The following is a 23,873-nucleotide window of genomic DNA, read 5'->3' on the forward strand; positions in this document are numbered from 1 at the left end:
CCTGAATGGGCGAATGGTAGGTTAATGGCACTTATTACAAAAGACGGTGATCAGGCTGAGAAAGCAGTAGATGCACCCAAAATAGAATTTCCTTGCGACAATTATGTCATCAAAGTGGTTTCGCTTGATGTGGATGGTATTCATGCGGAAATAACACAGCGTCTGCTTATTCATGCGCCTGAAATGGACACAAACGCAGAGGGTGTGAATCGCTCTAGCAAAGGTCGTTTTGTTAGCTATAGTTTCCGAATAGTGGCGCACAGTGAAGCTCAATTATCGGCGTTGCATCGTGATTTGATGGCGATTGAAGCCGTTAAGATGGTCATGTAGATGGCGCTTGATTTAATAGGTCGTGACTTAGGTGTTGTTGAGTACGCCGACACATGGGAGCGAATGAAACATTTCACTCAGACTCGTTCAAAGGACGATGCTGATGAAATTTGGTTGTTGGAACACCCATCTTTATTCACACAAGGCCAAGCTGGCAAGGAAGAGCACTTGTTGGCCCCCGGTGATATTCCGGTGATTCAGGTCGACCGAGGTGGTCAGGTCACGTATCATGGGCCAGGTCAATTGGTGGCTTATGTTCTCATTGATCTAAAGCGCCTTGGAATAGGCGTTCGTGATTTGGTGAATGTGCTTGAAAACTCTGTGGTTCATACTTTGAAAATGAACTCAATTGAAGCATATGCAAAGCCAGATGCACCAGGTGTTTATGTGGACGAACAAAAAATCGCATCATTAGGGTTGCGTGTTCGCAGAGGTTGTTCATTTCATGGACTTGCCTTAAATGTTGATATGGATCTCACCCCATTTAATCGTATTAACCCGTGTGGCTATCAAGGCTTACAGATGGTTGATATGAAACGTCTAAACAAAGATGTAACTTTATCGAATGTTAAAGTTCAGTTGGCGAATCAGCTGGCTGAACAACTCGGATATACCTATCCGACTATCCAACAAGGGTGGAAATAGAATGACTGCAGAACGCAAGCGCGTTGTCCAAGGGGAAAAACTACGCGGTGCCGATAAAATGGCGCGTATTCCTATTAAGATTGTTCCAACAGAAGAGATTCCTAGGAAGCCAGATTGGCTTCGTGTTCGTATGCCAGCCTCGCCTGAGATCGCTCGTATTAAAGCCACGTTGCGTGAGCATAAATTAGCGTCTGTTTGTGAAGAAGCGAATTGCCCGAACTTAGGTGAATGTTTCAGTAATGGTACGGCTACTTTCATGATTATGGGTGAAATTTGTACCCGTCGCTGTCCTTTCTGTGATGTGGCCCATGGTCGCCCGAATCCGTTGAAAGAAGATGAGCCTAAAGAGTTGGCGGCCGCTATTCGCGATATGAAGCTCAAATATGTAGTGATTACCTCTGTCGATCGTGATGACCTTCGTGATGGTGGTGCGCAGCATTTTGTTGAATGTATCCGAGAGACTCGCGCGGAAAGTCCAAACATTGAAATTGAGACGCTTGTGCCTGATTTCCGTGGCAGAATGGATGTTGCAGTTGATACGTTATCTATCGCGCCGCCTGATGTGTTCAACCATAACTTGGAATCTATCCCACGTTTATATCGCCAAGTGCGACCGGGTTCGGATTATCAGTGGTCATTGGACCTATTGAAAAATTTCAAAGATCGTTGTCCTGATGTACCAACTAAATCTGGTTTGATGGTTGGTATGGGTGAAACGTTTGAAGAAATTGTGGAAGTGCTAAAAGACTTGAGAGCGCACAATGTTGATATGTTGACCATCGGTCAGTATTTGCAACCGTCTAAGCATCATTTCCCAATGGCACGCTTTGTACCACCTGAAGAATTTGCTCGTTATGAGCAGGTGGCAAAAGACTTAGGCTTTAAGCATGCAGCGTGTGGACCTTTGGTCCGTTCGTCTTATCACGCAGACAAGCAAGCACATGGCGAACGCGTTTCTTAATGTGTTCGACGGCTACATTAAAGCGGAGTTAAGATATTTCTTAGCCCCGCTTTTTTTATGCTAAAAGAAACTAAAATATATCTGTGTTTCACAATGATGTGCCTCTATAAAAAGGGCGCTAGTTTACAGTTCGTTAGATTTATGGAGATGATATGAAGCCTTGGTCAATCAAAGACTCTATGGAGCTTTACAATGTTAGTCATTGGAGCAGCGGTTTTTTTTCAATCAATGATAAAGGTCGAGTGATTGCTTTGCCTGATAGGGAAAATAGCATTGATTTAACGGAGCTTTCTTCTGCACTGAAAGAGCAAGGGATCCCTTATCCGTGTCTTGTTCGATTTCCTAATATTCTTCATTCGCGCATTGAAAAAATCAGTAACTCCTTTCAGCAGGCGATAGAGCATTACGATTACCAAGCAAAATACGCCATTGTGTATCCAATTAAGGTCAATCAACAGCGACGGGTTGTCGAAGAAATTGCAGCTTGTCAGCCGGATAATCCTTCTACCGTTGGGTTGGAGGCAGGCAGTAAGCCAGAATTGATGGCGGTGCTGGCGATGCATAAAAAAGCGGATGGCATCATCGTATGTAATGGCTATAAGGATCGAGAGTTTATTCATCTTGCCTTAATGGCTGAAAAGATGGGTCATCAGGTTTTTATCGTTGTGGAAAAAATGCACGAGCTTGACTGGATTTTGGAGGAAGCCGAAAAAATTGGTGTTCAACCTCGCATTGGTATTCGTATTCGCTTGGCATCGACATGCACGACGCATTGGGGCAACAGCGGTGGTGAAAAATCTAAATTTGGTCTGACGACATCTCAACTATTGCGAGCTATTGATCGTTTACGTGAGCTTGGCTTGTTGCACTGCCTTGAATTAATTCATTTTCACCTTGGCTCACAAATTACCCGTATTCGTGATATTCAAAACAGTCTTAAAGAATGCGCTCGTTATTACGCAGAACTTCACCAAATGGGTGTTGAGGTTAAGTGGGTCGATGTTGGTGGTGGTTTGGGTGTCGACTATGAAGGTACTCGCTGTCAAAATGATTTCTCGGCCAATTACAGTATTGGTGAGTACGCCAATAATGTTGTGTTCGCTTTTCATAATGTGTGTGAGCAATACGAACTCCCACATCCGCATTTAATCTCTGAGTCTGGGCGCGCGGTTACGGCTCACCATGCCATGATGATTGCGGATGTTTTTTCGCATGGCGCTGAACACTTGCCTATTGAGGAGCCAGCGGATGACAGTGTGTTGGAGTTACAGCGACTGTGGAGCTCTTATCAAAGTTTAAAAGGTCAGGATGATGAAGAGAGTCGATCTTTGGTTGAGGTTTATCATGACTTGTTAGATGACTTTAACGACAGTTTGGCCCTGTACAATCATGGCCAACTAAACCTTTCTCAAAGAGCGCAAGCGGAAAACCTTTTTCTTTCTGCATGTCGTAATTTGTTGCCTAGATTAGACAGCCGTAATAGAGGGCATCGTTCTGTTATCGATGAGTTGAATGAGCGTTTGGCTGAAAAATTGTTTGTTAACTTATCCGTCTTTCAATCTATGCCAGATGCGTGGGGGATTGATCAATTGTTCCCTGTTCTGCCTTTGCAAGGGTTGGAACAAGCGCCTTCTTTTAGAGGAAAAATTCAAGATGTTACCTGTGATTCAGATGGTTGCTTGTACAGCTATGTTGATGGTCAAGGTATTGAGTCATCTTTGCCATTGCCACCACCGCCAGCAAAAGGGGAAGACTATTTAATGGGCTTTTTCTTGGTTGGGGCTTATCAAGAGACCTTGGGTGACTTGCATAATTTGTTTGGTGACACCTGTTCTGTTGATGTGTATTTGACCGACGATGGTTTTAGAATTGATCACGTTTTGAAGGGTGACAGTGTTCAGGATGTACTCAAATCGGTTAGCTATAATGAGCATGAATTAATGAAACGCTATCAAGATAAAGTGGCGTCAAGCCCATTGAGTCAAGATGAACAAGTTGCGCTTTTGGCAACCTATAAAAAAGTGCTTGAAGGCACAACGTATCTAACTCAGGTATAAAACATACCGTTGTGTTAATGACGGTCCATACTTTTTTGGAGGTAGTGGAAAATGAGTAATGTAAAAGTGGCCTGCGTTCAGATGGCGGTCAGCAAGGATTTTCAAGCGAATTTAGACAATGCCGTTTTACAAGTAAGAGAGGCGGCGGCGAATAAGGCAAACATCATTCTTTTGCAAGAATTGTTTATGGGGCCTTATTTTTGCATCGATCAAAAACCAGCGTATTTTGACTGGGCTCAGCCGGTTAATGATTGCTTGGCCATTCAAACGATGAGCGAACTTGCAAAAGAGTTGGGCGTTGTTTTGCCTATTAGCTTTTTTGAGCGCGATGGCAATGTTTTCTATAACTCTTTGGTGATGATAGATGCCAATGGCGATGTGATGGACTTGTACCGCAAAACACATATCCCTGATGGACCTGGTTACCAAGAGAAATACTATTTCACGCCAGGAAACACTGGAATAAAAGTGTGGGACACCCAGTTCGGCCGCATTGGTTGCGGTATTTGCTGGGATCAATGGTTCCCAGAATTGGCTCGTGAGCTTGCTTTAAAGGGTGCTGAATTGATTTTTTACCCTACGGCCATTGGCTCTGAGCCACCGTATCCTGAATGGGACTCGAAAGATCATTGGCAACGAACCATGCAAGGGCATGCTGCCGCGAATATGGTGCCGGTTATTGCAGCAAACCGCGTGGGTCGAGAAGAAGGTGAAAACAGTTTTATTCAGTTTTACGGTTCGTCATTTATGACCGATGAAATGGGCGCAATGAAATGCGTTGCTGATCGAAATGAAAGTACTATTTTGTACTCGGAGTATGACTTAGACGCGAATCGTAAAGCGCGTCGGTCTTTTGGTTTATTTCGAGACCGTCGACCAGATCAATATCAAGCGATCACGTCAGGTGCTGGAATTACTTGGGAAAAATAGTCAAAGAACAAAAAAGTGCCCGCGGTATGCGGGCACAAGGCTATCCATATCCTTATTGATTTAGGGGAGGAATCTCAATAAGGAAGATCTACTTGCACTTGGCTTTTCGAAGCCTAAAAAGAGTTTAAAAATAGTGCAACATGTGTATCTGACGGCAATGTAAAGCGAATTGCGAGCTTTGTATTACAAGGCGCTATGAGAGATAGTGTCCTCGTCAGTATAGATCTGTCCAAGACGTAGATATTAACTATAGTCTGAGATTTAGAATACGCGCGGATATAATCGACAGTCCACCCTCATTTAAACCCTTAACCACTTACTATAGAGAGACGATGAACGTATTTAGTTCCCCAAATACACTGCCTTATTTTGCTGTTTTATTGTCTAGTAAGTTGTTGTTGAGTGACCTTACTTATCGAATCATGGCTGAAAAAACACTGGCTTTGGCCAAAGACTTACCTGGCTATTTAGGGGCTGAGTATGCGGCTGGAGAAATGGATGTACTGCTTACATATTGGCAAACTCGAGAAGCCGCCGATGCGTGGCTTAATCATGATATGCAGCGCAGAACGTTGTCTATCGGTGAGAGTTTTTGGTATGAGGAATATTCCGTAAAGCTGCTAGAGGTGAAAGGAGACGTATCATTTAAAAATGCTTTGCAAGAATTGCATGCTTCTCGTTTTCCACGAATCGAGACAGAAAGAGGCATATTAAAGGTGTTAGAAGAAGCTCAGGCCTCACTTTTATATGACTATATAAATGAAGAGAAAGATTTTCTGGCGCCATGGGAGCCACTGAGAAGTGAAGGCTACTATTCTTTTGACACGTGCCAGTTACGAGTTCGAGAAATGCGAAGAGATTTTTTAGAAGATACTGGGGTTGTGTTGTGTTTTTTGACTCCTAATGAAGACAAAATACTCGCGTACAGTAACTATTCGAATATTATTCGCGGTGTCTTTCAAGCTTGTAATCTCGGCTATAGTTTACGCGAGAGTGAGCAAGGGAAAGGTATTATGCAAGAGGCTCTGAGCGCTGGCTTAAAGTACCTTCATAAGGATCTTCGTATTGATCGGATACAGGCGAGTTATATGCCTAGAAATGTTCGAAGTGCGGCGGTGTTGGATAAACTGGGTTTTGACATAGAAGGCACAGCGAGAGATTATTTGAAAATCAATGGGCAATGGGAAAATCATATTCTGACGGCACTAACACTCCGCTAAAGACGATTAATCAAAGCATTAACCTTTTTTAAGAGGTTTTTTTGAGTAACAACACTCTTCCTTTTGAGTGCTGTTGCGTCGTCACCGTCAGAACGGTAATGCTTTCTGAGCTCGGGTTTAAAATCGCTCTTGGGGTTTTCTTAGGGATAACCTGACCTAGGCTTGGGCAGGCCGTGGGCAGCTTTTGTTCGTTGGATATATAAAGTATGCCGTTGAGTGGTAGGTAGTATTGAGTCGCCATTTTTTGATAGTAAAGCGTTTCTCTGTAGTGTGGCGGATACAGCTCCAGTGCGATATGTTCTGATTGTCCCTGCCAAAGTGGCCATGTCTTGATTTTGTTTCTTTCTAGGGTTGATTCAACCGTACCAGATGATACTTTCTTAAACAGACTTCCCATGGTTATTTTTGTGGTCGATTGTAATCGTATCAAGCAAAGCTCTACAGTCGGGCTCAATAAAGTGATGCTGTTGATCGAGCCAGCTTGTAGCCAAATCCCTTGGTGCTTTTTTAGCGCAGATTCTTTTTCATCGTCTGATGTGTTTTGTTGTAAGTACAGTTCGCCTTTAATGACAAAAAGAAAACTATCGTCTTTATGGTGATAAAATCGAGTTGGCGTAGCGTTTTGAAAAAGATGTTCGTGCGCAATAAAAAGGTCATCTTGTTGATAGATGATAGTGTGCTTACTGGGCTCGCCTAGGCTATAGCTCATTGGGGCGAGCGTATTGTGATCAGATAAGTTCATTATCAGTACCTTTTTAAATATCCGTTGTATTGAAGCACGAGAATACGGACCTTTCCACGATAATTTTACGGTGAGTGTTGCAGTGTGTTGGGGTGTTTCTTTATAGTTGAGTCCAGAATAGTTTATGAAATCCGTGTGTGTCGATAATTTGCACATGCAAACGATTGTAGAAGGAAAGTTTCCTTGAGTGAGTTGTCAAATTTCGAGTCGAATGAAACCCTTTCATTAAAAGACTACACAGAAAAAGCGTACTTAAATTACTCCATGTACGTTATTTTAGATCGAGCATTGCCACATATTGGCGACGGTTTAAAACCAGTACAACGACGCATTGTCTATGCGATGAGCGAGTTGGGTTTAAAAGCCAGCGCGAAATACAAAAAATCCGCTCGTACCGTGGGTGATGTGTTGGGTAAGTTCCATCCTCATGGTGACAGTGCTTGTTATGAAGCCATGGTGCTCATGGCTCAGCCTTTCTCATACCGCTATCCATTGGTTGATGGTCAGGGTAACTGGGGCGCGCCAGATGACCCAAAATCGTTTGCTGCGATGCGTTATACCGAATCTCGACTTTCTAAATACGCGGATGTATTACTCAGAGAGGTAAGTCAAGGCACAGTAGACTGGACGCCAAACTTTGATGGTACGTTGCAAGAACCGTCTGTGCTGCCGTCAAGATTACCTAATTTATTATTGAATGGCACAACAGGTATCGCTGTTGGTATGGCAACGGATATTCCGCCTCATAATTTGCGTGAAATTGGCGGTGCTTGCATTCACCTGTTGAACAACCCTGATTCAAGCCTTGATGACTTGCTTAACTTTGTTCAGGGGCCAGATTTCCCGACAGGCAGTGAGATTATCACGCCGAAGAGCGACATTGTTAAGTTATACGAAACGGGTAAAGGCCAGATTAAAGCCAGAGCCCGTTTTACGATTGAAGAAGGTGAAATCGTTGTTAATGAACTGCCTCATCAAGCGTCTGGTAGTAAAATCCTAGAGCAAATAGCCGCGCAAATGCAGGCGAAGAAATTGCCTATGGTGGTCGATCTACGAGATGAGTCAGATCATGAAAACCCAACACGTTTAGTCATTGTGCCTAAATCCAATCGTGTTGATATTGATGCTGTCATGACGCACCTTTTTGCGACGACAGACTTGGAAAAGTCCTATCGCGTAAACATGAATGTGATTGGGTTAGATGGCTTGCCTCAAGTAAAACCCCTTAAGAATTTCTTATCTGAATGGCTGCGCTTTCGTATCGATGTTGTACGTCGCCGTTTGCAATTTCGTCTCGACAAAGTTCTGAATCGTTTACACATTTTAGAAGGCTTATTAATCGCGTATCTAAATATTGATGAAGTAATCGATATTATACGCACAGAAGAAAAGCCAAAAGTTGAGTTGATGGCGCGTTTTGGCTTAACCGATATGCAAGCTGAATCGATTCTTGAATTGAAATTGCGTCATCTCGCCAAACTCGAAGAGATGCGCATCAAGGGCGAGCAGGATGAGCTGGAAAAAGAGCGCAAGCAATTAGAGGGTTTGTTGTCTTCAGACCGTAAGTTGAAAAAACTGATTACAGAAGAGATTCAAGAAGCGATCGATGCGTTTGGTGATGATCGCCGTACTCCGATGGTTGCTCGCAAAGAGTCTCAAGCATTTAGCGAAGAAGACTTATTGTCAAATGACCCAATCACTGTGGTGATTTCTAAACAAGGTTGGGTTCGCGCTGCGAAAGGTCACGATATTGATGTGCATGGCTTGAGCTACAAATCGGGCGATGAGTTTCTGGTCAGTGCAAAAGGGCGCTCCAATCAAACGTTGGTTCTGCTTGCGTCTAATGGTCGAACCTATTCCGTCAAAGCGCATACTTTGCCTTCCGCTCGAGGACAAGGTGAGCCGATAACCGGTCGAATATCACTGGAAAAAGACGCGACCATTGTGTCGATGATTCTAGACAGCGAAGACGCGCATTATTTGGTAGCAAGTGATGCAGGTTATGGATTTGTTGCGCAGCTGAAAGATTTGTACGCGAAAAATAAAGCCGGAAAAGCAACGTTGAGCTTGCCTAAAGGTGCTCAAGTCATGGCGCCAGTGTTGGTTCAACATCCGGAGCAGGGTCGCGTTGTAGCCATATCAAATGAAGGGCGCATGCTCGCATTTGATGTGGCTTCTTTGCCGCAAATGGCAAAAGGCAAGGGTAATAAAATGATCAGTATCCCTTCTGCACGGGCAGCCGACCGAGAAGAGTTGGTGGTTGCGATGGCGTGTGTTCAGCCTAATGACTTGTTAACTGCTTATGCCGGTAAACGTTTTATGTCTTTCGCTGAAAAGGACTTGGAAGAGTACCTGGGGGAGCGGGGACGTAGAGGTTTAAAACTACCGAGAGGTTTCCAACGTATAGATGCTCTTGAGGTTAAAGCTGGGGAAGGAAAACTGGCTAAAGTGAATGAGCCAACGAAACAAGATTTATTTTAAAATGGATAAATAGGCGTTGTGGTCATAGACTTATCGGCTAGACCACCGTGCCAATTTGGATAAAACACTGAGTAAATGACTCATTACGTGAAGTGGATTCGCGACCAATAAGAGGAAACGACAATGAAAGGTAGTCAAAAAGTAATAGACAGTTTAAATGCGTTATTGGCAAATGAATTGGCTGCAATTGATCAGTATTTTATACATTCACGCATGTATGATGATTGGGGCTTGAATAAATTGTATGAACGCCTGAATCATGAAATGGAAGAAGAAACACAGCATTCGGATTGGTTGATTAAGCGTATTTTGTTTTTGGAAGGTGTTCCATGTATGACAAAACGCCGTGATTTGCTTATCGGTTCTGATCTGCGCTCTATGATTTCAAATGATCTAACACTTGAATTAGAAGTGGTTAGCTGTGTGCGCGATGCCATTGCTGTTTGTGAGTCAGAAGGCGATTATCAAACGCGTGAAACGCTTGAAAAGCTATTGTTTGATACAGAAGAAGATCATGTTTACTGGTTAGAGCAACAGCTTGGGTTAATGGAAAAAATTGGCATGCAGAATTACTATCAATCGCAAATGGGTAACTAAGGAGACACTTTATGAAAGGGGATCGCGACGTTATTGCTAAGCTGAATCAAGTGTTGGCGAATGAATTGGTGGGAATTAATCAATATTTTCTTCATGCTCGTATGTTCAAAGATTTTGGTTTTAGCGCCTTGGATAAAGCGGACTATAAAACGTCTATTCAGAAAATGAAAAATGCCGATCGTTTGATTGAGCGTGTTTTGTTTTTAGAAGGCCTGCCGAATTTACAGGACCTTGGTCGTCTGCGCATTGGTGAAAATAGCGAAGAAATGATTGCAGCCAACATGGAATTTGAATTGGATACGTTGTCGGCGCTGAAAGCGGCGATCGACGTTTGTGAGCAAAAACAGGACTTTATGAGTCGTGATACGCTGGAAAAAATATTAGAAGAGCAAGAAGAGCAAATCGATTGGTTGGAAACTCAGCAGCATTTAATCGGTGTTTCTGGGCTTGAGAATTACCTTCAATCTCAGATGTAATGGTTTTGTTGTGATTTAAGCTACTTGGAATTGGGTTTCAGCAATTTTGATCAGCTCGTTATTGAGTAGCTTTTTTGCGCACTGGCAACACTTACCACATTGACTACCAATGCTGTGCTCTTTATACAGGGCACGCATGGTAGTCGCTCCTTCCTGTATAGAGGCTTTAATGGCTCTGTCTGATACTTGATTACAAATACAAACGTACATAAATGAAAATCACTCGCACTAATATTTTAATCTCACGATTGTATTTTTAATGTTAATGATTATCAATAGATAAAAATTTATCTGTTTGTATTCTTTGATAGTTTTTTTAATAGATTATTGAAGAGAGGGCTAAAAAAGGCCTTTAACCCTCTGATGAGAAATGTGTTCTCGGGGCTAAGCGTCTTTTTCTGCAATGTCGTTAAGTACTTTGAGAAAAGACTCAGGATCATGCGCACCTTGAATCAGAAACTTATCGTTGATCACATATGTTGGTACGGAGTTTATGTCTAAGCGGCGTAAGTGCTGCAGTTTTTTCTCTGTGAGTGTTTTCGCTTCAGGACTAAGTGCGTATTCGATATCCGACTTTTGCAAACCAATACTCAACGCAATGTCTTCTAATGTGCTTTTTAATCCTATGTCTTTCCCATCCGTAAAATAGGCGTGGAAGACCGCCAAAACAAAAGGCGTTGCTAAATTTGATTTTGTGGCAGCGTGCACAAACTGATGCGCAAGTTTGGAATTCGGCAAGCGATCTTTTTCTGAAAAATTGAATGATATACCTGCTTCAATGCCAACTTGTTGAAGTGCATGTGTCGCTTCGTTTAGCTTTTCAGGGCTGCCAAATTTTTCGCCGAGGTAGGTTTCTCTGTCGGCACCTTCAATTGGCATATCTGGGTGCAGCTCAAACGGCTGCCAGCGAATGTCGATACGATAATCATCACCGAGTTGTTCAATGGCTTGTTTTAAGCGTGAATAACCTAAGTAGCACCAAGGGCAAACGAGATCAGAAATAATGTCGATACGCAAATCGGCCATGGGTTCTCCTAAAATATGAAATATAAAGTTCGAAAATAGTTAGTTGACGCTTAGCGCAATGCATTGGCTTATTGTCGCGTAAGAACGGCCGCTTTCTTGATGCCAATGATTAAACGCATTCTGTGCGGCTTTCCATGCTGATTGCGTGTCTCTGCCTGTGGTAATAATGTCGTTTAGACGTAAATACCCTTCAACATCTTTTGTCAGCATAAAGGTGTCTTTTCCCATGGCTCTGAGAGTATAAGGGCCAGTGTTGCCGCCGAGTCTTGCACCGTGCTTTTTTAGATAAGCCCACAACCCCGTAATGTTGTCGCTGGGCCAGCTGGCAACAAACTGAGAAAAGGAGCCATGACTTGCCTGACATTCGCTTATCATTAGAGCATTTTCACGAATGGTCATGACTTTGCCAAGGTTGCGAATAATACGAATGTCTTTGGCTTTTTCCTCCCACATTTCATCATGAATGAGCAGCATTTTTTCAATATCAAAATTGAAAAATACTGTTTCGAATCCTGGCCATTTATTGCTGACAACTTTCCAGTTAATGCCTGATTGAAACACTTTCTGGGAAAAGGCCGATAACCACCTGTCGTCGCTCATTAGGCTGAGTTGGGCTGTGTTTAATGGCCGCCAGAACATTTCTTCAAGGGCGTTTTTTCCACCATGACGAAGCGCGGCTCTATCGTATATGGATTGGAAGCGTTCATATGTCATCTTAGGCTCCTGTTTTGTTGCGCTCAGTTTATCATAAGCTTTTGTGCATAAAGTGGGTTGAACGCATATCTTGTTTGGTATTTTAGTGATGGACACTATCTGTTTGCCTTATAATGCGAAGAAATGGTCCTATCGAGAAAATTTGAATGACACACTTAAGCGTTAACCTGAATAAAATTGGCTTGCTTCGAAATTCTCGAGGAAGAAATTACCCAAATATGGTCGAGATGGCTGAGCGAACATTACAACTTGGTGCTTTTGGTATCACGATTCATCCAAGGCCTGACCAGCGTCACGCAACGTATCAAGATGCTCATGATTTAAAAGACTTGCTAAAACGTTTTCCTGGCGCAGAATTGAACATTGAAGGTTTTCCAGATGCGCAATTTTTGGACGTCGTTTTGGAAGTAGAGCCAGATCAATGCACGCTTGTTCCTGATGATCCGAATCAACTGACTTCTGACCATGGTTGGAACCTCGCACGAGATCAAGACGCTTTGCGCCCAGTGATTGCAAAACTGAAAGCGAAAGGGATTCGTGTTGTGTTGTTTATGGATCCCGATGTTGAAAATATGGTATTGGCAAAGGACATCGGCGCAGATCGAGTTGAGCTTTATACGGAAGCATACGCGAATACGTATGGGAAGGACGGTTTTAGTGATGTGCTTGCGACGTATCAAGCGGCAGCTCAAGCAGCTCTGGATGCTGGCTTAGGAGTGAATGCAGGCCATGATTTGGATTTAAACAATGTTCAGACGTTGTGCGAGCAAGGGAAAATAACGGAAGTGTCGATAGGGCACGCGTTGACGGCTGAGGCATTGGATCTTGGTTGGGATAATGTGGTGAAGGCCTACCTTGCCAAATTGTCTTGATGAACGTTCAGGTCAACGAGTTAGTAGAGCGGTTTGCGCAAACTGTGGCTTTCTACTGACTCAGTGCGTTTGCGAATGGATACCCGCGCTTTCTACGCGCTTAAAAATATTGATCGTACAAGACCCAAAAGAAGCGACGCACGCTAAGAATACTGTGCCATTATTATGTTTGGGGTTGGCATCAGTGACGTGCGTCTCAACGAATGATGTAGATGCCTTGCAATTATTGCTGATACAGAAAGACGCGGCAAAATGGCGATTGGTTTTTCCTTCGGATGACGCGATGCCCGTTGAGGCTATAACGGCGTCGGAAGCGAGTTGCATCGAAGGGCTAATTTTACTCGATGCGACGTGGCGTAAGGCCAAAAAAATGTATTTGACGGAACCCTTGTTACACCGATTTGATGCGGTGTGTTTTTCACGGCCGCCGTCGGGGCAGTACAGTATTCGAAAATCGCCAAGTGATGTGTCCTTGTCGACTCTAGAGGCGTGTGCTTATAGTATTGAGCAAGTGTCAGGCGAGAATATGCAGCCGTTACGAGCGTTCATGGTAGCGGCACAAGCGTGGCAATGGAGAAGGCAGCCACTGAGTCATCGTCATGATTGATCGCTTTTATAAACGTGTGGTCAATACGGTAAATTAAAACAGAGATTAGAGCGTATTATGAATAAGCAAACTGAAATTGAAGCCGCCGTTCTGCGTCGCCTTTTGAAGCACCTTGATGCTAATAAATCCGTACAGAACATTGATCTCATGAATTTGGCTGGCTTTTGTCGTAACTGTTTAAGTAAGTGGTATATGGCAGAAGCTGAGCAACAAGGTGAGAAAATAGAGTACGACGAGGCGCGAGAGTTTGTTTATGGTGAACCTTATGAGAGTTGGAAAAACAAGTATCAACCAAAAGCGACACCAGAGCAGTTGGCCGCTTTTGATGTAAAGTTTAAGTCTGATAAGTGACGGTGAAATGAAAAAACGACTCGGTTCGTTTTTTTTCTTTCTCAATAGCGCCAAACGTTGTGTTTGTGTGCTTATGGTCATGTGTTGCGTTTCGTCATTTTGGTTGTACGCGGATGTTTCATCAAAATATCGCACGTTGGCTAAACAAGCGGGTGCGGTGTATGGCGTTGGTGCAGAAAAACGTATTTTGGCTTGGCGCAGACTGGTTGACGAATCTAAATCCCTTTCCATTGTCGATCAACTCAAGAAGGTGAATGACTTCTTTAATCAAATGGAATTTGTTGACGATATTAAACTGTGGGGCAAAGAAGATTATTGGGCGACGCCTATTGAATTTTTAGGGATGCAAGCGGGGGATTGTGAAGACTTTACCATCGCTAAATATTTTACCTTAAGAGAGCTGGGCGTGCCTGATGAAAAACTTCGACTGGTGTATGTTAAGGCGTTAAAGCTCAATCAGCATCATATGGTGTTGGCCTATTACCACAAACCAACCTCTGTCCCTGTTTTGCTCGATAATCTTGATAAAGAATTAAAACCTGCGTCAAAGCGAAATGATTTGCTGCCCATTTATTCCTTTAATGCTGAAAATTTATGGCTTTCAAAAGAAAAAGGACGCGGTGTGTTGGTAGGGGGCTCATCACGATTGAGCTTATGGACAGATTTAAATAATCGACTTAATACGATTACAAATTAGGAGAACATAGATGACATTGTTCCGCCAATTAATGATAACGATTATCGCCATATTTTCATTGATGCTTGCTGTTGTAATGGGCATCAACTTTAACACCACTAAAGGCTATTTAATCGGGCAGCTGGAATCTACCACTCAGGATTCCGCAACATCATTAAGTATGTCCGTGTCGGATTTTATGGCGTTAGAAGATTATGCGTCTGTAGAAAGCAGTATTAATGCGGTATTCGACAGTGGCTATTTCTCTGAGGTGAAAATCCATGTTTATGATAATGACCAAGATATTGCTCGCGCCAATGAAACCAAAATTGACGGTGTGCCGAGTTGGTTTATTGATCTCATCGATTTTAAAGTCCCTGTGGCCAAAGCTGTAATCTCAAATGGCTGGAGTGAGCTAGGGCAGGTCTACATTACCGGCAGCGCAGGCTATGGTTATAACCAACTTTGGTTGGCAACGCGTGATTTGTTAGTGTCATTTTTTATCATCGGTTCGATTACGCTTATTTTGGGCAGTATCGCGTTACGCTATTTATTTAGACCGTTGGCAGAGCTTGAAAAGCAAGCCGAAGCAATCCAGCAGCGTCGATTTATCGAAATGATTAAGGTTCCAAAAACAAGGGAGCTGAAATCCGTTGTGCTGTCTATGAACCGAATGGCTGAAAAGCTGAAAAAAGAGTTTGCGTCGGAAGTCGAAACGGCTCAATGGCTTCAAGCTAAAGCGTTTAAAGATCCTGTCAGTGGTCTGGGAAATCGACATTTTTTTGAAAATCAGATGAAGTCACACTTTTCAGAACGAGAGCGCGGTGTGGATGGGTTGGTTTTGATCAGTCTTGCTGATTTGGCGAAATTGAATAATGAACGTGGTTATGAATCTGCCGATATGTTCATTCAATCTGCAGCTGACATATTGGCGAAGAAAGTCGCGACCATTTCTTCTTATACGACATTGGCTCGTTTGTCTGGTGCGGATTTTGTACTGCTGGTGCCAAATTTCGATCACAGTCAGCTGCAACAAGTAGTTGAAGAAATTATGGTCGAGTTGATGGATTTGAATGTTGGCAGTATCAGCTATTCAGAATCGGTAGCCAATATCGGGGCAGTTACTATTGATGGCTCTGTCGTTCGTTCCAATGCGATGTCACAAGCGGATGCCGCATTGCGTGAAGCAAAGCGTGAAGGGAGCAATACCAGTAAGGTTTTTGATCTTAATATGGGGCAAAATCTGTCGATTAGCCGTACCGCTTGGAAAGAAATTTTGGAATCTGCGATCCAACATCGCGCTTTCAAACTTAAGAAGCAAAAGGTCGTGACGATCATTGGTGATACTCCTTCGATGTTGCATGAAGAGGTATTTATGGGGTTGGATCACGCGGGTAAAAACTACCATGCTGGGTACTTTATAGGATTGGCTGAACAGTTTGATTTGGCGAGTCAAATAGATCAGGTGATTATTGGGCGAGTGATTGAGTATATTAAATCTAGACCGGTGGATGTTCCTTTGACGGTGAATTTATCCGCATCGTCTTATGCGAAACCCGCGTTCATTGAATGGTTAGGTAAAACGCTAAACAGTTTGACGCCGGATATTAAGAGCAAACTGATGTTTGAAATTTCGGAGCAGAGTGTTTTGCTGGAAGAAGAACAGTCAAATGCGTTGGCTCAGATGCTTAAAACACAGCGTGTTATATTTGGTATTGATAATGTTGGTAAGCAATTCTCAGCGTTCCAGTATTTGCAAACGCTGATGCCAGATTATGTCAAAGTCGATTCATCCTACACTCGTATGGCGGCAGGCAAGGAATCTGAGTCCTTCTTTATGCACACCTTGTGTAAGATGTTTAATAGTTTGCATATTGAAGTAATTGCAACGGGCATTGAAAACGACAAGCAATTAATGGCATTAAAGCGCTTTGATGTTGCTGGTGGGCAAGGGTTTGTCATTGGCCGAGCCCAAGAAATGTAGGGAAGGGGAGGCTACCTGCTCTTGCTTGACTAAAAGCAAGAGCATCAAATTAAAGAATCACTGTCGCCTTCCGCTTTATGGGGATCTACCATCAGGCTATCATCCTGGCCATTATGTACACCACGAACCCACTTTCTGCTCAGTAACTTTTTCTGCGCCGCCATCGGCAATTCCGTAAATTGTATCAGACGCTTTTCAGATAAAAGGTCAATGAGATCTTCTAAAATTCGCATCATATCGCTGTCTGAATTGGTCAGCATGTCCTGTGTGCTTTTGCTTGATGTGGTGAATTTATTTTCTAATAGCTTCGCAACCGTCGGTTCGTTGGGCGCCACCAATAATGAGTATTCGTCTGAATGGGATGTAGCGACATCCACAATCTCACCATTTTCGTTGACTTTTGCGTATAGCATGTTGATTTCCTTCTATGTTTCAATTTGTACTAAGGCTATTAGTTCGCTTCACATATTACCTAATAAACACTATTCTAGACTATAGTTGTAGCCATTGTATTGTTGGTTTGTAAATCAGATTTTCGGTTGTTTAGGAGAAAATAGAGTATGTCTGACTCTGATCGTTCAGAACAGAACTCTTCGTCACCTGTAGGAAGTAAGTCACACGATGAAAGTGACATTATCAATGAGTCTGGCGAAGAGATAATGGAAGAACTAAAAGGAGATGACTCTGGAAATGTTGGTCCACAATGGAATACGCATGACACAACACTAGAATATCCAAACCCTCTATTAGATTGCCTCGTTCTTTTAAGTAAATACTTTCACAATCCTTATACTGCGGACGGAATTGCTGCGGGCTTACCTATCACAAATAATGCCATGACACCGGAGCTCTTTCAGCGAGCTTCACAACGTATTGGCATTAGCTCGCGCTTTGTTAAGCGAGCATTAAAGAAAGTTCCAAATATGGTGCTTCCTGCTGTGCTTTTATTGGAAGACAAACAAGCGTGTATTTTATTAGAAGTAGACAGCGTTAAAGGGGTCGCTAAAGTGCTTCAGCCTGAGTCCGGTGAGGGTGAAGTGTTGCTGTCACTGGCCGATCTGAATGCGATTTATACTGGGTACTGTTTTTTTGTTCGCCCCTTGTATCAGTTTGATAAACGTTCTGAAAAAAGCAATGAAGAAGAGTTGAAAAAAGGCCACTGGTTTTGGGGAACCGTTTCTGGTTCTTGGCGTATATATCGCGACGTTTTTATTGCTTCATTGCTCATTAATATTTTTGCGGTCGCGAGTCCGCTTTTTGTGATGAACGTCTATGACCGGGTCGTGCCAAATAACGCGTTTGATACATTGTGGGTCTTGGCTATTGGGGCAGCGGTGGTGTATTTGTTCGACTTTTTATTGCGAATGCTTCGCGCTTATTTTATTGATATTGCAGGCAAGAAATCGGATATTTTGATATCGGCCACGATTTTTGCCAAGGTAAATAACATCACCATGGCGTCTCGACCAAAATCGGTTGGCGCCTTTGCAAAAAACCTTCAAGAATTCGAAAGTATCCGAGACTTTATTACGTCAGCCTCTATCACGACCTTAGTTGACATTCCCTTTATGTTTTTGATTATTGGGGTTATTTGGCTGATTGGTGGTCCTGTGGGCTACATTCCAATCGTGACCATTGCGTTGATTGTTTTATACAGCATCATTATTCAAATACCTTTGCGCCGTTCAATAGAGGAAGGTCAAAAAACCGCGTCGCAGAAAAATGCGGTGTTGATTGAAAGTCTTTATAACGCGGAAAGCGTCAAATTGAATAATGCTGAAGGGGTTTTTCAGCAACAATGGGAAAATGCCGTTGGTAATATCGCAGACTGGGGGGTGAAAACACGTCAGCTGTCACAATCCTCTTCCTCCTTTGCTATGGTGGCACAGCAGTTAACGACGGTGATTATTGTTATTGTTGGCGTTTATCAGATATCGGAAGGCAACATGAGTATGGGGGCTTTAGTGGCTTCTGTGATGTTAACCGGTCGAGCGCTTGGGCCAATGGCGCAGGTAGCGAGTTTGGCGACGCGTTATAACCAAGCAAAATCGGCGTTTACTTCCTTGAATGAAATTATGGCGTCGCCGGTAGAAAAACCGGATAACGTTAAGTTTGTGCATCGTCCCTTGTTTAAAGGGGACTTTCAATTTGAAGCGGTTAATTTTTCTTATCCTGATCAAGAGCAGGCAGCGGTCAGCGCCATTAATATTAATATTAAGCAGGGTGAAAAAGTCGCGATTATTGGTCGAATTGGCTCAGGAAAATCGACCCTAGGGAAATTGATGACAGGGCTTTATACACCAGACAGTGGAGCCCTAAGGATTGATGGCGTGGATTTACGTCAAGTAAATCCAACCGATTTACGACGTAATATCGGTTCTGTTTCGCAAGATGTTAATTTATTTTACGGTTCCATAAAGGACAATATCGTAATGGGTGTTCCGTATATGGAAGACGATGCCATCATTCGTGCGGCGGATTTGTCTGGTGTGTCGGAGTTTGCAAATCGCAAGCCAAGCGGGTTGGACAGCATGGTAGGAGAGCGAGGTATGTTGCTTTCAGGTGGTCAGCGTCAAAGTATTGCGATTGCTAGGGCGTTGTTATTTGATCCACCCATTCTGATCTTGGACGAGCCCACGGCGTCCATGGACAATACAACAGAATCGCGAATGAAGCGCCGCTTAATAGAAGGCGTGAAGAACAAGACGTTAATATTGATTACTCACAAGGCCTCAATGCTCGATATGGTCGATCGTATTATTGTTATGGATAATGGCCGCTTGATTGCGGATGGCCCAAAGGCGCAAGTGCACGAAGCATTGCGTCAAGGCAAGCTGAAGGTCAGTTAATTATGAGTAACAAAAACCAAATTTCACAAGATGATTTAGAGTATTTGACCGACCGTAATGCTGCGTTAATGTTAAAAACCCCACGAGGTGGACGAATTATCTTGTGGGTTATTTTTGTTTTTGTCGCGGTTGCGTTGGTGTGGGCAAATTATACGTCGCTGGATGAGGTAACGGTTGGAGAAGGTAAGGTCATTCCTTCCAGTCAAGTGCAGCAGATACAGAATCTTGAAGGTGGTATTTTAAAAGAGATCAACGTGCAAGTTGGTCAGGTTGTCGATAGTGGTCAGATATTAATGACCATTGAGAATACGGAAGCCTTGTCATCATTGCGTGAGCAGCAAGCAGAGTTTATTAATTTACAGGTTCGTGCGACGCGTCTACAGGCCGAATCTTATGGTGTGACACCGGAATTCGAGGAAAGCGCCAAGGAAGAATATCCTCTGGTGGTGAATCGAGAGTTGGATTTATACAAGAATCGATTGGAGTCGTTGCGTACGAACCAAGCAGGTTTCCAGCAGCAAATTGAGCAAAGAAAACAAGAAATTGTTGAGCAGCAAGCTAAGTTAGATAATTTAAAACAGAGTTATGTCTTTTCGAAAGAAGAATTGGATTTAACTCGGCCTGCTTTTGAGCAAGGCGCGGTATCGAGAGTTGAGCTGTTGCAATTGGAACGCCAGGTGAATCAATTGAAAGGGGATTTGGACGCTACTCAATTAGCGATTCCGCGTGCTCGTTCTGCCTTGAAAGAAGCACAAAGTAAACTCGAAGAAAGTGATGCTCAGTTTCGGGTGGATGCTCAAGAGGACTTAACGAGCGTGAAAAGTAAGTTAGATCAACTGCGTGAGACCAGTGTCTCTCTTCAAGATAAAGTGTCTAGAACACAGGTTAGGTCGCCGTTAAAAGGCATCGTGAAACAAATCCAGTTAAATACGGTCGGTGGTGTTATTAAGCCGGGTATGAATTTGATGGAAATAGTCCCGATTGAAGATTCCTTGTTAATTGAAGCGAAAGTTCGACCAGAAAATATTGGTTTTATACAGCCTAAGTTTAGCGCCGTCGTAAAACTATCTGCTTACGACTTTGCTATTTTTGGTGGTCTGCATGGCGTAGTGGAAAATATTAGTGCGGATACTATTCTTGATGAAGAAGGGAATAGCTTTTATCTGGTTCGTGTTAGAACCGATAAAAATTACCTAGGAACGGAGAAGGCACCATTGCCTATTATTCCAGGTATGCAAGCGACAGTGGATATTATTACAGGCAAAAAGACGCTTTTGGATTACCTATTAAAGCCCATTTTAAAGGCGCAGCAGAATGCGCTTCGTGAGCGGTAATTACAAAAAAATCTTTAGGAGTGCAGACGAGTAACAAATGTTAACACTTCGGTTTTTTTTGCTGGTTAGAATAGTTGGGTTGCACTTGATAAAACGAGATTGATATTGAAAATTTTGTGTTGGAATACAGATGACGCGGTATGGGAACATTGGAATCAAGTGGTTGGTGATGCAGAATCATTGGTTCGTGTTGAGCGTTTAGAAGATGTCTATGATGCATTTAAAGCTGCTTCGGCCGTGTTTAAATATTGCTTTATTTATTTAGAAGATCAGTCATTTTCAACGCAAGTTGAAGATGTGGTTGCATTGCGTTCGAGGTACCCAAACCAAAAAATCATCGTATTTCCTAATCAAACAAGCCAGGCCGCAGCGCTCAGACTTTTTTCTGCTGGTGTCAGTGGGCAATGCGCTCCTTATATTGGTAAAGAGCAATTAAAACTTGTGTTGTCTGTGGTTGATTCGGGTGAAATTTGGGGTGGGAAAGTTTTCATCCAACAACTTATTCAACAGTCGGCGCTTACGGCAAAAACCTATGATAGTGAACTGGCTACCTTATCAGAAAGGGAGTTGAGCGTGACGCAGCTTATTGCAAAAGGTTGGCCTAATAAGCAGATAGCACTTGAAATGGACATTACCGAGCGTACTGTGAAAGCACACTTAACGTCTATTTTTAAAAAAACCAATACCAAGGATCGATTGGCTTTGGCGTTACTTGCGAAAAGTTACAACACCACGCTCTAATATAAGCCGTTAGAAAGTGTTCTCTTGCACCTTTTTTGGTCGCTTCTGATTTTTATTTTATTCCTATTCTTCCTTTCTGTTCTCGAATAGCCTCTTAATGAGGCTTTCTGATGTTTTTTTCATTCATTATTTGTGTGCCGAAATGGCGCACATTTTGCATTCTCTCGTAATGTATTTATTGTTTTTTAAGAGAGTGCACCATGTCTGCGCCCCCAGTAAAAGAGTTAACAGTGATGCTTGTTGATAATGAGCCCGCGAGAGCAGCCATTGTGGAACAAGCAATGACGGACAGTGGTTATCGTGTTATCAGGCGTCTTGAAAATGCCAAAAACCTAACCGAGGCAGTCACCGAATATCAACCTGATATGGTTATCATTGATATTGAATCTCCCGATCGAGATATGCTGGAAAATATGTCTCGACTGACTAAGGACAACCCGCGCCCAATTGTGATGTTTGCAGAAGAAGACGATTCTCATCATGTCGAAGCGGCCATAAGAGCTGGCGTAAGTGCGTATGTGGTGGATGGTGTTCAGAGTGGCAGTGTCAAAGCCCTGTTGCAGGTGGCGATAGCTCGCTTTCGTGAATTTCATGCGCTGCGCTCTGAACTGGAATCAGTAAAGAGCCAGCTTGAAGATAGAAAACTGATAGATAAAGCGAAAGGCTTGATTATGAAGCATCAAAAGTGTGATGAACCTGCTGCGTATCAAGCGCTTAGAAAGCTTGCGATGGATCGCAGTCAACGTATGACAGATGTCGCTCGAAATATTATTTCAGTGATGGAACTGATGGGAGGTTCAAGATGAGCCTAAAGACATCAAATAGTTCTACTCAAAATAACGCCCCTGTTCGTGTGGGGTTTATACCATTAATCGATTGCGCTCCCTTTGTTATTGCACAGGAGAAAGGTTTTTTTATCCAAGAAGGCGTGGACGTGGTTTTGTCTAAAGAAGCGTCATGGGCCAGTATTCGAGATAAAGTGGCGTTCAATTTATTAGATGGCGCGCACATGTTGGCGTCTATGCCAATTGCCGCGAGCTTAGGCATTGGCACGATCAAAACGGCCATGCAAACCAGCTTTACGGTGAGCCATAATGGCAACGGAATTACGATTGGTAATGCGTTGTATGAACAACTCCAGTCATTCGCAGGCTCTTCTGCCGAGATGCGTTCTGGTATTGCGTTGAAAAAATTCATAGACAGCCGTGACGATCAAGCCGAACCGCTGCGTTTTGCAATGGTTTATCCTTATTCTTCTCATAATTATCAATTACGAGATTGGCTCAGCCGCGCTGGTATTGATTCCGATAAAGACGTGCAAATTATCGTTGTTCCACCGGTCAAGATGGTCGACAGCCTTAAGCAAGGTGAAATAGATGGCTATTGCGTTGGCGAACCTTGGAACAGTCTTGCGGTAGAGCAGGGTGTGGGTCATATGCTGGTGACGGGGTATGAAATTTGGGGGAGTACGCCAGAAAAAGTGTTTGGCGTGAATTCAGCGTGGGCGGAGAAAGAACCAGAACGGCATTTGGCGATGATTCGAGCACTGGAGAAAGCCTGTGCGTGGGTCGATGATCCTAAAAATCACACTGAGCTTATTACTATATTAAGCCATCCTGATTTTCTTAATTGTACCGTTGAGCAATTGGTTTATGGTTTTGGTTCCATAAAGCCAAAAGGGCAGTTTGATTGGCCAATGGAGGCGTATCAGCGTTTCTCAGGTCATGAAACGAACAAGCCTTTACCGAGCTATGCATTGTGGATCATGGCGCAAATGCATCGCTGGCAACAGCTGGGCAAAATTGACTCTTTAAGTGATGTCGCGGAGCAGGTCTACAGGCAAGATTTGTATTTCAAGGCATTGGGGGTTGAGGATGCGAGTGACGATTCATGGCGTTTGTCTGCTGAAGAAGAGTCTGAATGGTTGGTTGCTGTGGATGGAGGTAAGGCCCACTTTCATGCGGATGACTCGTCAAGGAAAAAAGACTGATCGAGTGTCTTTTTATGGTGCGCACCGCAAGAAAGTTGTGCGAGCATCGTGATGTTGATGGCAGTTTATATTCATATAGTGAGAAGTTAAAAAACATTATTTTCTTATAAATCAGTGTGTTGTATCTTTTGGCATGATGCATGCATTATTTAAAATATAGAATTCGGTGACGTTAGCAATGATGCTTGATTGTCACCCACATTATTAATGGTTCAATGTAGAACTGTTTATGAATGGCAAAGGCGCCTGCAAACACATTATTGTGATTTGCACGCGCCTTTTTTGTTTTT

The 23,873-nt window shown here is 43.1% G+C and carries 24 protein-coding genes; 19 read left to right on the forward strand and 5 right to left on the reverse strand.

Features of this window, described 5'->3' with window-relative positions; translation table 11 throughout:
- Positions 1-24: 24 nt before the first annotated feature.
- The 6 genes from D104_RS20755 (at position 25) to D104_RS36925 (ending at position 6,143) form a co-directional block, all read left to right on the forward strand.
- Positions 25-330: a YbeD family protein gene (locus D104_RS20755; RefSeq protein WP_024022550.1), complete on the forward strand. Its 306-nt coding sequence runs from the start codon at positions 25-27 to the stop codon at positions 328-330.
- A complete protein-coding gene (gene lipB, locus D104_RS20760; RefSeq protein ID WP_024022551.1) occupies positions 331-975 on the forward strand; it encodes a lipoyl(octanoyl) transferase LipB in 645 nt (214 codons plus the stop codon). It begins immediately after the preceding gene.
- Between the two features lies 1 nt (position 976).
- Entirely contained in the window at positions 977-1,936 is a 960-nt protein-coding gene (lipA, locus tag D104_RS20765) for a lipoyl synthase (protein WP_024022552.1), read from the forward strand.
- Positions 1,937-2,088: 152 nt separating this feature from the next.
- Positions 2,089-3,993, forward strand: a complete 1,905-nt coding sequence (speA, locus tag D104_RS20770; protein ID WP_024022553.1) for a biosynthetic arginine decarboxylase — start codon at positions 2,089-2,091, stop codon at positions 3,991-3,993.
- A 51-nt stretch (positions 3,994-4,044) separates the two neighbouring features.
- On the forward strand, positions 4,045-4,923 hold the full coding sequence (gene aguB, locus D104_RS20775; RefSeq protein WP_024022554.1) for an N-carbamoylputrescine amidase: 879 nt from the start codon (positions 4,045-4,047) through the stop codon (positions 4,921-4,923).
- Between the two features lie 332 nt (positions 4,924-5,255).
- Positions 5,256-6,143, forward strand: a complete 888-nt coding sequence (locus D104_RS36925; protein ID WP_024022555.1) for a GNAT family N-acetyltransferase — start codon at positions 5,256-5,258, stop codon at positions 6,141-6,143.
- A 28-nt stretch (positions 6,144-6,171) separates the two neighbouring features.
- Here the strand turns inward: D104_RS36925 and D104_RS20785 are convergent, their stop codons facing one another.
- Positions 6,172-6,885, reverse strand: coding sequence for a hypothetical protein (locus D104_RS20785; RefSeq protein ID WP_024022556.1), 714 nt, complete (start codon positions 6,883-6,885; stop codon positions 6,172-6,174).
- A gap of 183 nt (positions 6,886-7,068) precedes the next feature.
- On the opposite strand from D104_RS20785, the gene parC reads away from it, so the two are divergent.
- The 3 genes from parC to bfr (D104_RS20800) all read left to right on the forward strand — a co-directional run bounded on the left by parC (position 7,069) and on the right by bfr (D104_RS20800) (position 10,439).
- Positions 7,069-9,366, forward strand: coding sequence for a DNA topoisomerase IV subunit A (parC, locus tag D104_RS20790; protein WP_024022557.1), 2,298 nt, complete (start codon positions 7,069-7,071; stop codon positions 9,364-9,366).
- A gap of 123 nt (positions 9,367-9,489) precedes the next feature.
- Positions 9,490-9,963 carry a bacterioferritin gene (gene bfr / locus D104_RS20795; RefSeq protein ID WP_024022558.1) on the forward strand — a complete coding sequence of 158 codons (474 nt, stop codon included), beginning with the start codon at positions 9,490-9,492 and terminating at the stop codon, positions 9,961-9,963.
- Positions 9,964-9,974: 11 nt separating this feature from the next.
- The gene (gene bfr, locus D104_RS20800; protein WP_024022559.1) at positions 9,975-10,439 is read left to right on the forward strand and encodes a bacterioferritin; all 465 of its coding nucleotides are present in this window, start codon (positions 9,975-9,977) and stop codon (positions 10,437-10,439) included.
- 15 nt (positions 10,440-10,454) lie between these two features.
- On the opposite strand, the gene D104_RS20805 is transcribed toward bfr (D104_RS20800), so the two are convergent.
- The 3 genes from D104_RS20805 to D104_RS20815 all read right to left on the reverse strand — a co-directional run bounded on the left by D104_RS20805 (position 10,455) and on the right by D104_RS20815 (position 12,179).
- Positions 10,455-10,649: a (2Fe-2S)-binding protein gene (locus D104_RS20805; protein ID WP_024022560.1), complete on the reverse strand. Its 195-nt coding sequence runs from the start codon at positions 10,647-10,649 to the stop codon at positions 10,455-10,457.
- 174 nt (positions 10,650-10,823) lie between these two features.
- The gene (locus D104_RS20810) at positions 10,824-11,489 is read right to left on the reverse strand and encodes a DsbA family oxidoreductase (RefSeq protein ID WP_327024803.1); all 666 of its coding nucleotides are present in this window, start codon (positions 11,487-11,489) and stop codon (positions 10,824-10,826) included.
- A gap of 15 nt (positions 11,490-11,504) precedes the next feature.
- Entirely contained in the window at positions 11,505-12,179 is a 675-nt protein-coding gene (locus D104_RS20815; protein ID WP_024022562.1) for a DNA-3-methyladenine glycosylase I, read from the reverse strand.
- A gap of 146 nt (positions 12,180-12,325) precedes the next feature.
- Between D104_RS20815 and D104_RS20820 the strand changes: the two genes are divergently transcribed.
- The 5 genes from D104_RS20820 to D104_RS20840 are packed head-to-tail and all read left to right on the forward strand — an operon-like array spanning position 12,326 to position 16,669.
- On the forward strand, positions 12,326-13,051 hold the full coding sequence (locus D104_RS20820) for a pyridoxine 5'-phosphate synthase (RefSeq protein WP_024022563.1): 726 nt from the start codon (positions 12,326-12,328) through the stop codon (positions 13,049-13,051).
- A complete protein-coding gene (locus tag D104_RS20825; RefSeq protein WP_024022564.1) occupies positions 13,035-13,658 on the forward strand; it encodes a tRNA-uridine aminocarboxypropyltransferase in 624 nt (207 codons plus the stop codon). Before D104_RS20820 ends, D104_RS20825 begins: the two co-directional genes overlap by 17 nt.
- 57 nt (positions 13,659-13,715) lie before the next feature.
- On the forward strand, positions 13,716-14,009 hold the full coding sequence (locus D104_RS20830; protein WP_024022565.1) for a DUF1244 domain-containing protein: 294 nt from the start codon (positions 13,716-13,718) through the stop codon (positions 14,007-14,009).
- 7 nt (positions 14,010-14,016) lie between these two features.
- Positions 14,017-14,706, forward strand: coding sequence for a transglutaminase-like cysteine peptidase (locus tag D104_RS20835; protein WP_024022566.1), 690 nt, complete (start codon positions 14,017-14,019; stop codon positions 14,704-14,706).
- Positions 14,707-14,716: 10 nt separating this feature from the next.
- Complete coding sequence (locus tag D104_RS20840) at positions 14,717-16,669, forward strand: bifunctional diguanylate cyclase/phosphodiesterase (protein ID WP_024022567.1); 1,953 nt, start codon at positions 14,717-14,719, stop codon at positions 16,667-16,669.
- A 44-nt stretch (positions 16,670-16,713) separates the two neighbouring features.
- Here the strand turns inward: D104_RS20840 and D104_RS20845 are convergent, their stop codons facing one another.
- Entirely contained in the window at positions 16,714-17,082 is a 369-nt protein-coding gene (locus D104_RS20845; protein WP_024022568.1) for a hypothetical protein, read from the reverse strand.
- Between the two features lie 147 nt (positions 17,083-17,229).
- Between D104_RS20845 and D104_RS20850 the strand changes: the two genes are divergently transcribed.
- The 5 genes from D104_RS20850 to D104_RS20870 all read left to right on the forward strand — a co-directional run bounded on the left by D104_RS20850 (position 17,230) and on the right by D104_RS20870 (position 23,583).
- Positions 17,230-19,518, forward strand: a complete 2,289-nt coding sequence (locus D104_RS20850) for a type I secretion system permease/ATPase (RefSeq protein WP_024022569.1) — start codon at positions 17,230-17,232, stop codon at positions 19,516-19,518.
- Positions 19,519-19,520: 2 nt separating this feature from the next.
- A complete protein-coding gene (locus D104_RS20855; protein ID WP_024022570.1) occupies positions 19,521-20,852 on the forward strand; it encodes an HlyD family type I secretion periplasmic adaptor subunit in 1,332 nt (443 codons plus the stop codon).
- A gap of 105 nt (positions 20,853-20,957) precedes the next feature.
- Positions 20,958-21,593 (forward strand): response regulator transcription factor, encoded by a 636-nt coding sequence (locus tag D104_RS20860; protein ID WP_024022571.1) that lies wholly within the window; start codon positions 20,958-20,960, stop codon positions 21,591-21,593.
- Between the two features lie 200 nt (positions 21,594-21,793).
- Positions 21,794-22,399 carry an ANTAR domain-containing response regulator gene (locus D104_RS20865; RefSeq protein ID WP_024022572.1) on the forward strand — a complete coding sequence of 202 codons (606 nt, stop codon included), beginning with the start codon at positions 21,794-21,796 and terminating at the stop codon, positions 22,397-22,399.
- Complete coding sequence (locus tag D104_RS20870; RefSeq protein ID WP_024022573.1) at positions 22,396-23,583, forward strand: CmpA/NrtA family ABC transporter substrate-binding protein; 1,188 nt, start codon at positions 22,396-22,398, stop codon at positions 23,581-23,583. The genes D104_RS20865 and D104_RS20870 overlap by 4 nt, the downstream gene beginning before the upstream one ends.
- The last annotated feature ends 290 nt before the right edge of the window (positions 23,584-23,873 follow it).

The organism is Marinomonas profundimaris, from assembly GCF_000508165.1.
Taxonomy (GTDB): domain Bacteria; phylum Pseudomonadota; class Gammaproteobacteria; order Pseudomonadales; family Marinomonadaceae; genus Marinomonas; species Marinomonas profundimaris.

Coding starts and splice junctions, on each gene's coding strand:
- D104_RS20755 (WP_024022550.1), top strand. CDS start 25: ATGGCACTTATTACAAAAGACGGTGATCAGGCTGAGAAAGCAGTAGAT.
- lipB (WP_024022551.1), top strand. CDS start 331: ATGGCGCTTGATTTAATAGGTCGTGACTTAGGTGTTGTTGAGTACGCC.
- lipA (WP_024022552.1), top strand. CDS start 977: ATGACTGCAGAACGCAAGCGCGTTGTCCAAGGGGAAAAACTACGCGGT.
- speA (WP_024022553.1), top strand. CDS start 2,089: ATGAAGCCTTGGTCAATCAAAGACTCTATGGAGCTTTACAATGTTAGT.
- aguB (WP_024022554.1), top strand. CDS start 4,045: ATGAGTAATGTAAAAGTGGCCTGCGTTCAGATGGCGGTCAGCAAGGAT.
- D104_RS36925 (WP_024022555.1), top strand. CDS start 5,256: ATGAACGTATTTAGTTCCCCAAATACACTGCCTTATTTTGCTGTTTTA.
- D104_RS20785 (WP_024022556.1), bottom strand. CDS start 6,885: ATGAACTTATCTGATCACAATACGCTCGCCCCAATGAGCTATAGCCTA.
- bfr (WP_024022558.1), top strand. CDS start 9,490: ATGAAAGGTAGTCAAAAAGTAATAGACAGTTTAAATGCGTTATTGGCA.
- bfr (WP_024022559.1), top strand. CDS start 9,975: ATGAAAGGGGATCGCGACGTTATTGCTAAGCTGAATCAAGTGTTGGCG.
- D104_RS20805 (WP_024022560.1), bottom strand. CDS start 10,649: ATGTACGTTTGTATTTGTAATCAAGTATCAGACAGAGCCATTAAAGCC.
- D104_RS20815 (WP_024022562.1), bottom strand. CDS start 12,179: ATGACATATGAACGCTTCCAATCCATATACGATAGAGCCGCGCTTCGT.
- D104_RS20820 (WP_024022563.1), top strand. CDS start 12,326: ATGACACACTTAAGCGTTAACCTGAATAAAATTGGCTTGCTTCGAAAT.
- D104_RS20830 (WP_024022565.1), top strand. CDS start 13,716: ATGAATAAGCAAACTGAAATTGAAGCCGCCGTTCTGCGTCGCCTTTTG.
- D104_RS20835 (WP_024022566.1), top strand. CDS start 14,017: ATGAAAAAACGACTCGGTTCGTTTTTTTTCTTTCTCAATAGCGCCAAA.
- D104_RS20840 (WP_024022567.1), top strand. CDS start 14,717: ATGACATTGTTCCGCCAATTAATGATAACGATTATCGCCATATTTTCA.
- D104_RS20845 (WP_024022568.1), bottom strand. CDS start 17,082: ATGCTATACGCAAAAGTCAACGAAAATGGTGAGATTGTGGATGTCGCT.
- D104_RS20850 (WP_024022569.1), top strand. CDS start 17,230: ATGTCTGACTCTGATCGTTCAGAACAGAACTCTTCGTCACCTGTAGGA.
- D104_RS20855 (WP_024022570.1), top strand. CDS start 19,521: ATGAGTAACAAAAACCAAATTTCACAAGATGATTTAGAGTATTTGACC.
- D104_RS20865 (WP_024022572.1), top strand. CDS start 21,794: ATGTCTGCGCCCCCAGTAAAAGAGTTAACAGTGATGCTTGTTGATAAT.
- D104_RS20870 (WP_024022573.1), top strand. CDS start 22,396: ATGAGCCTAAAGACATCAAATAGTTCTACTCAAAATAACGCCCCTGTT.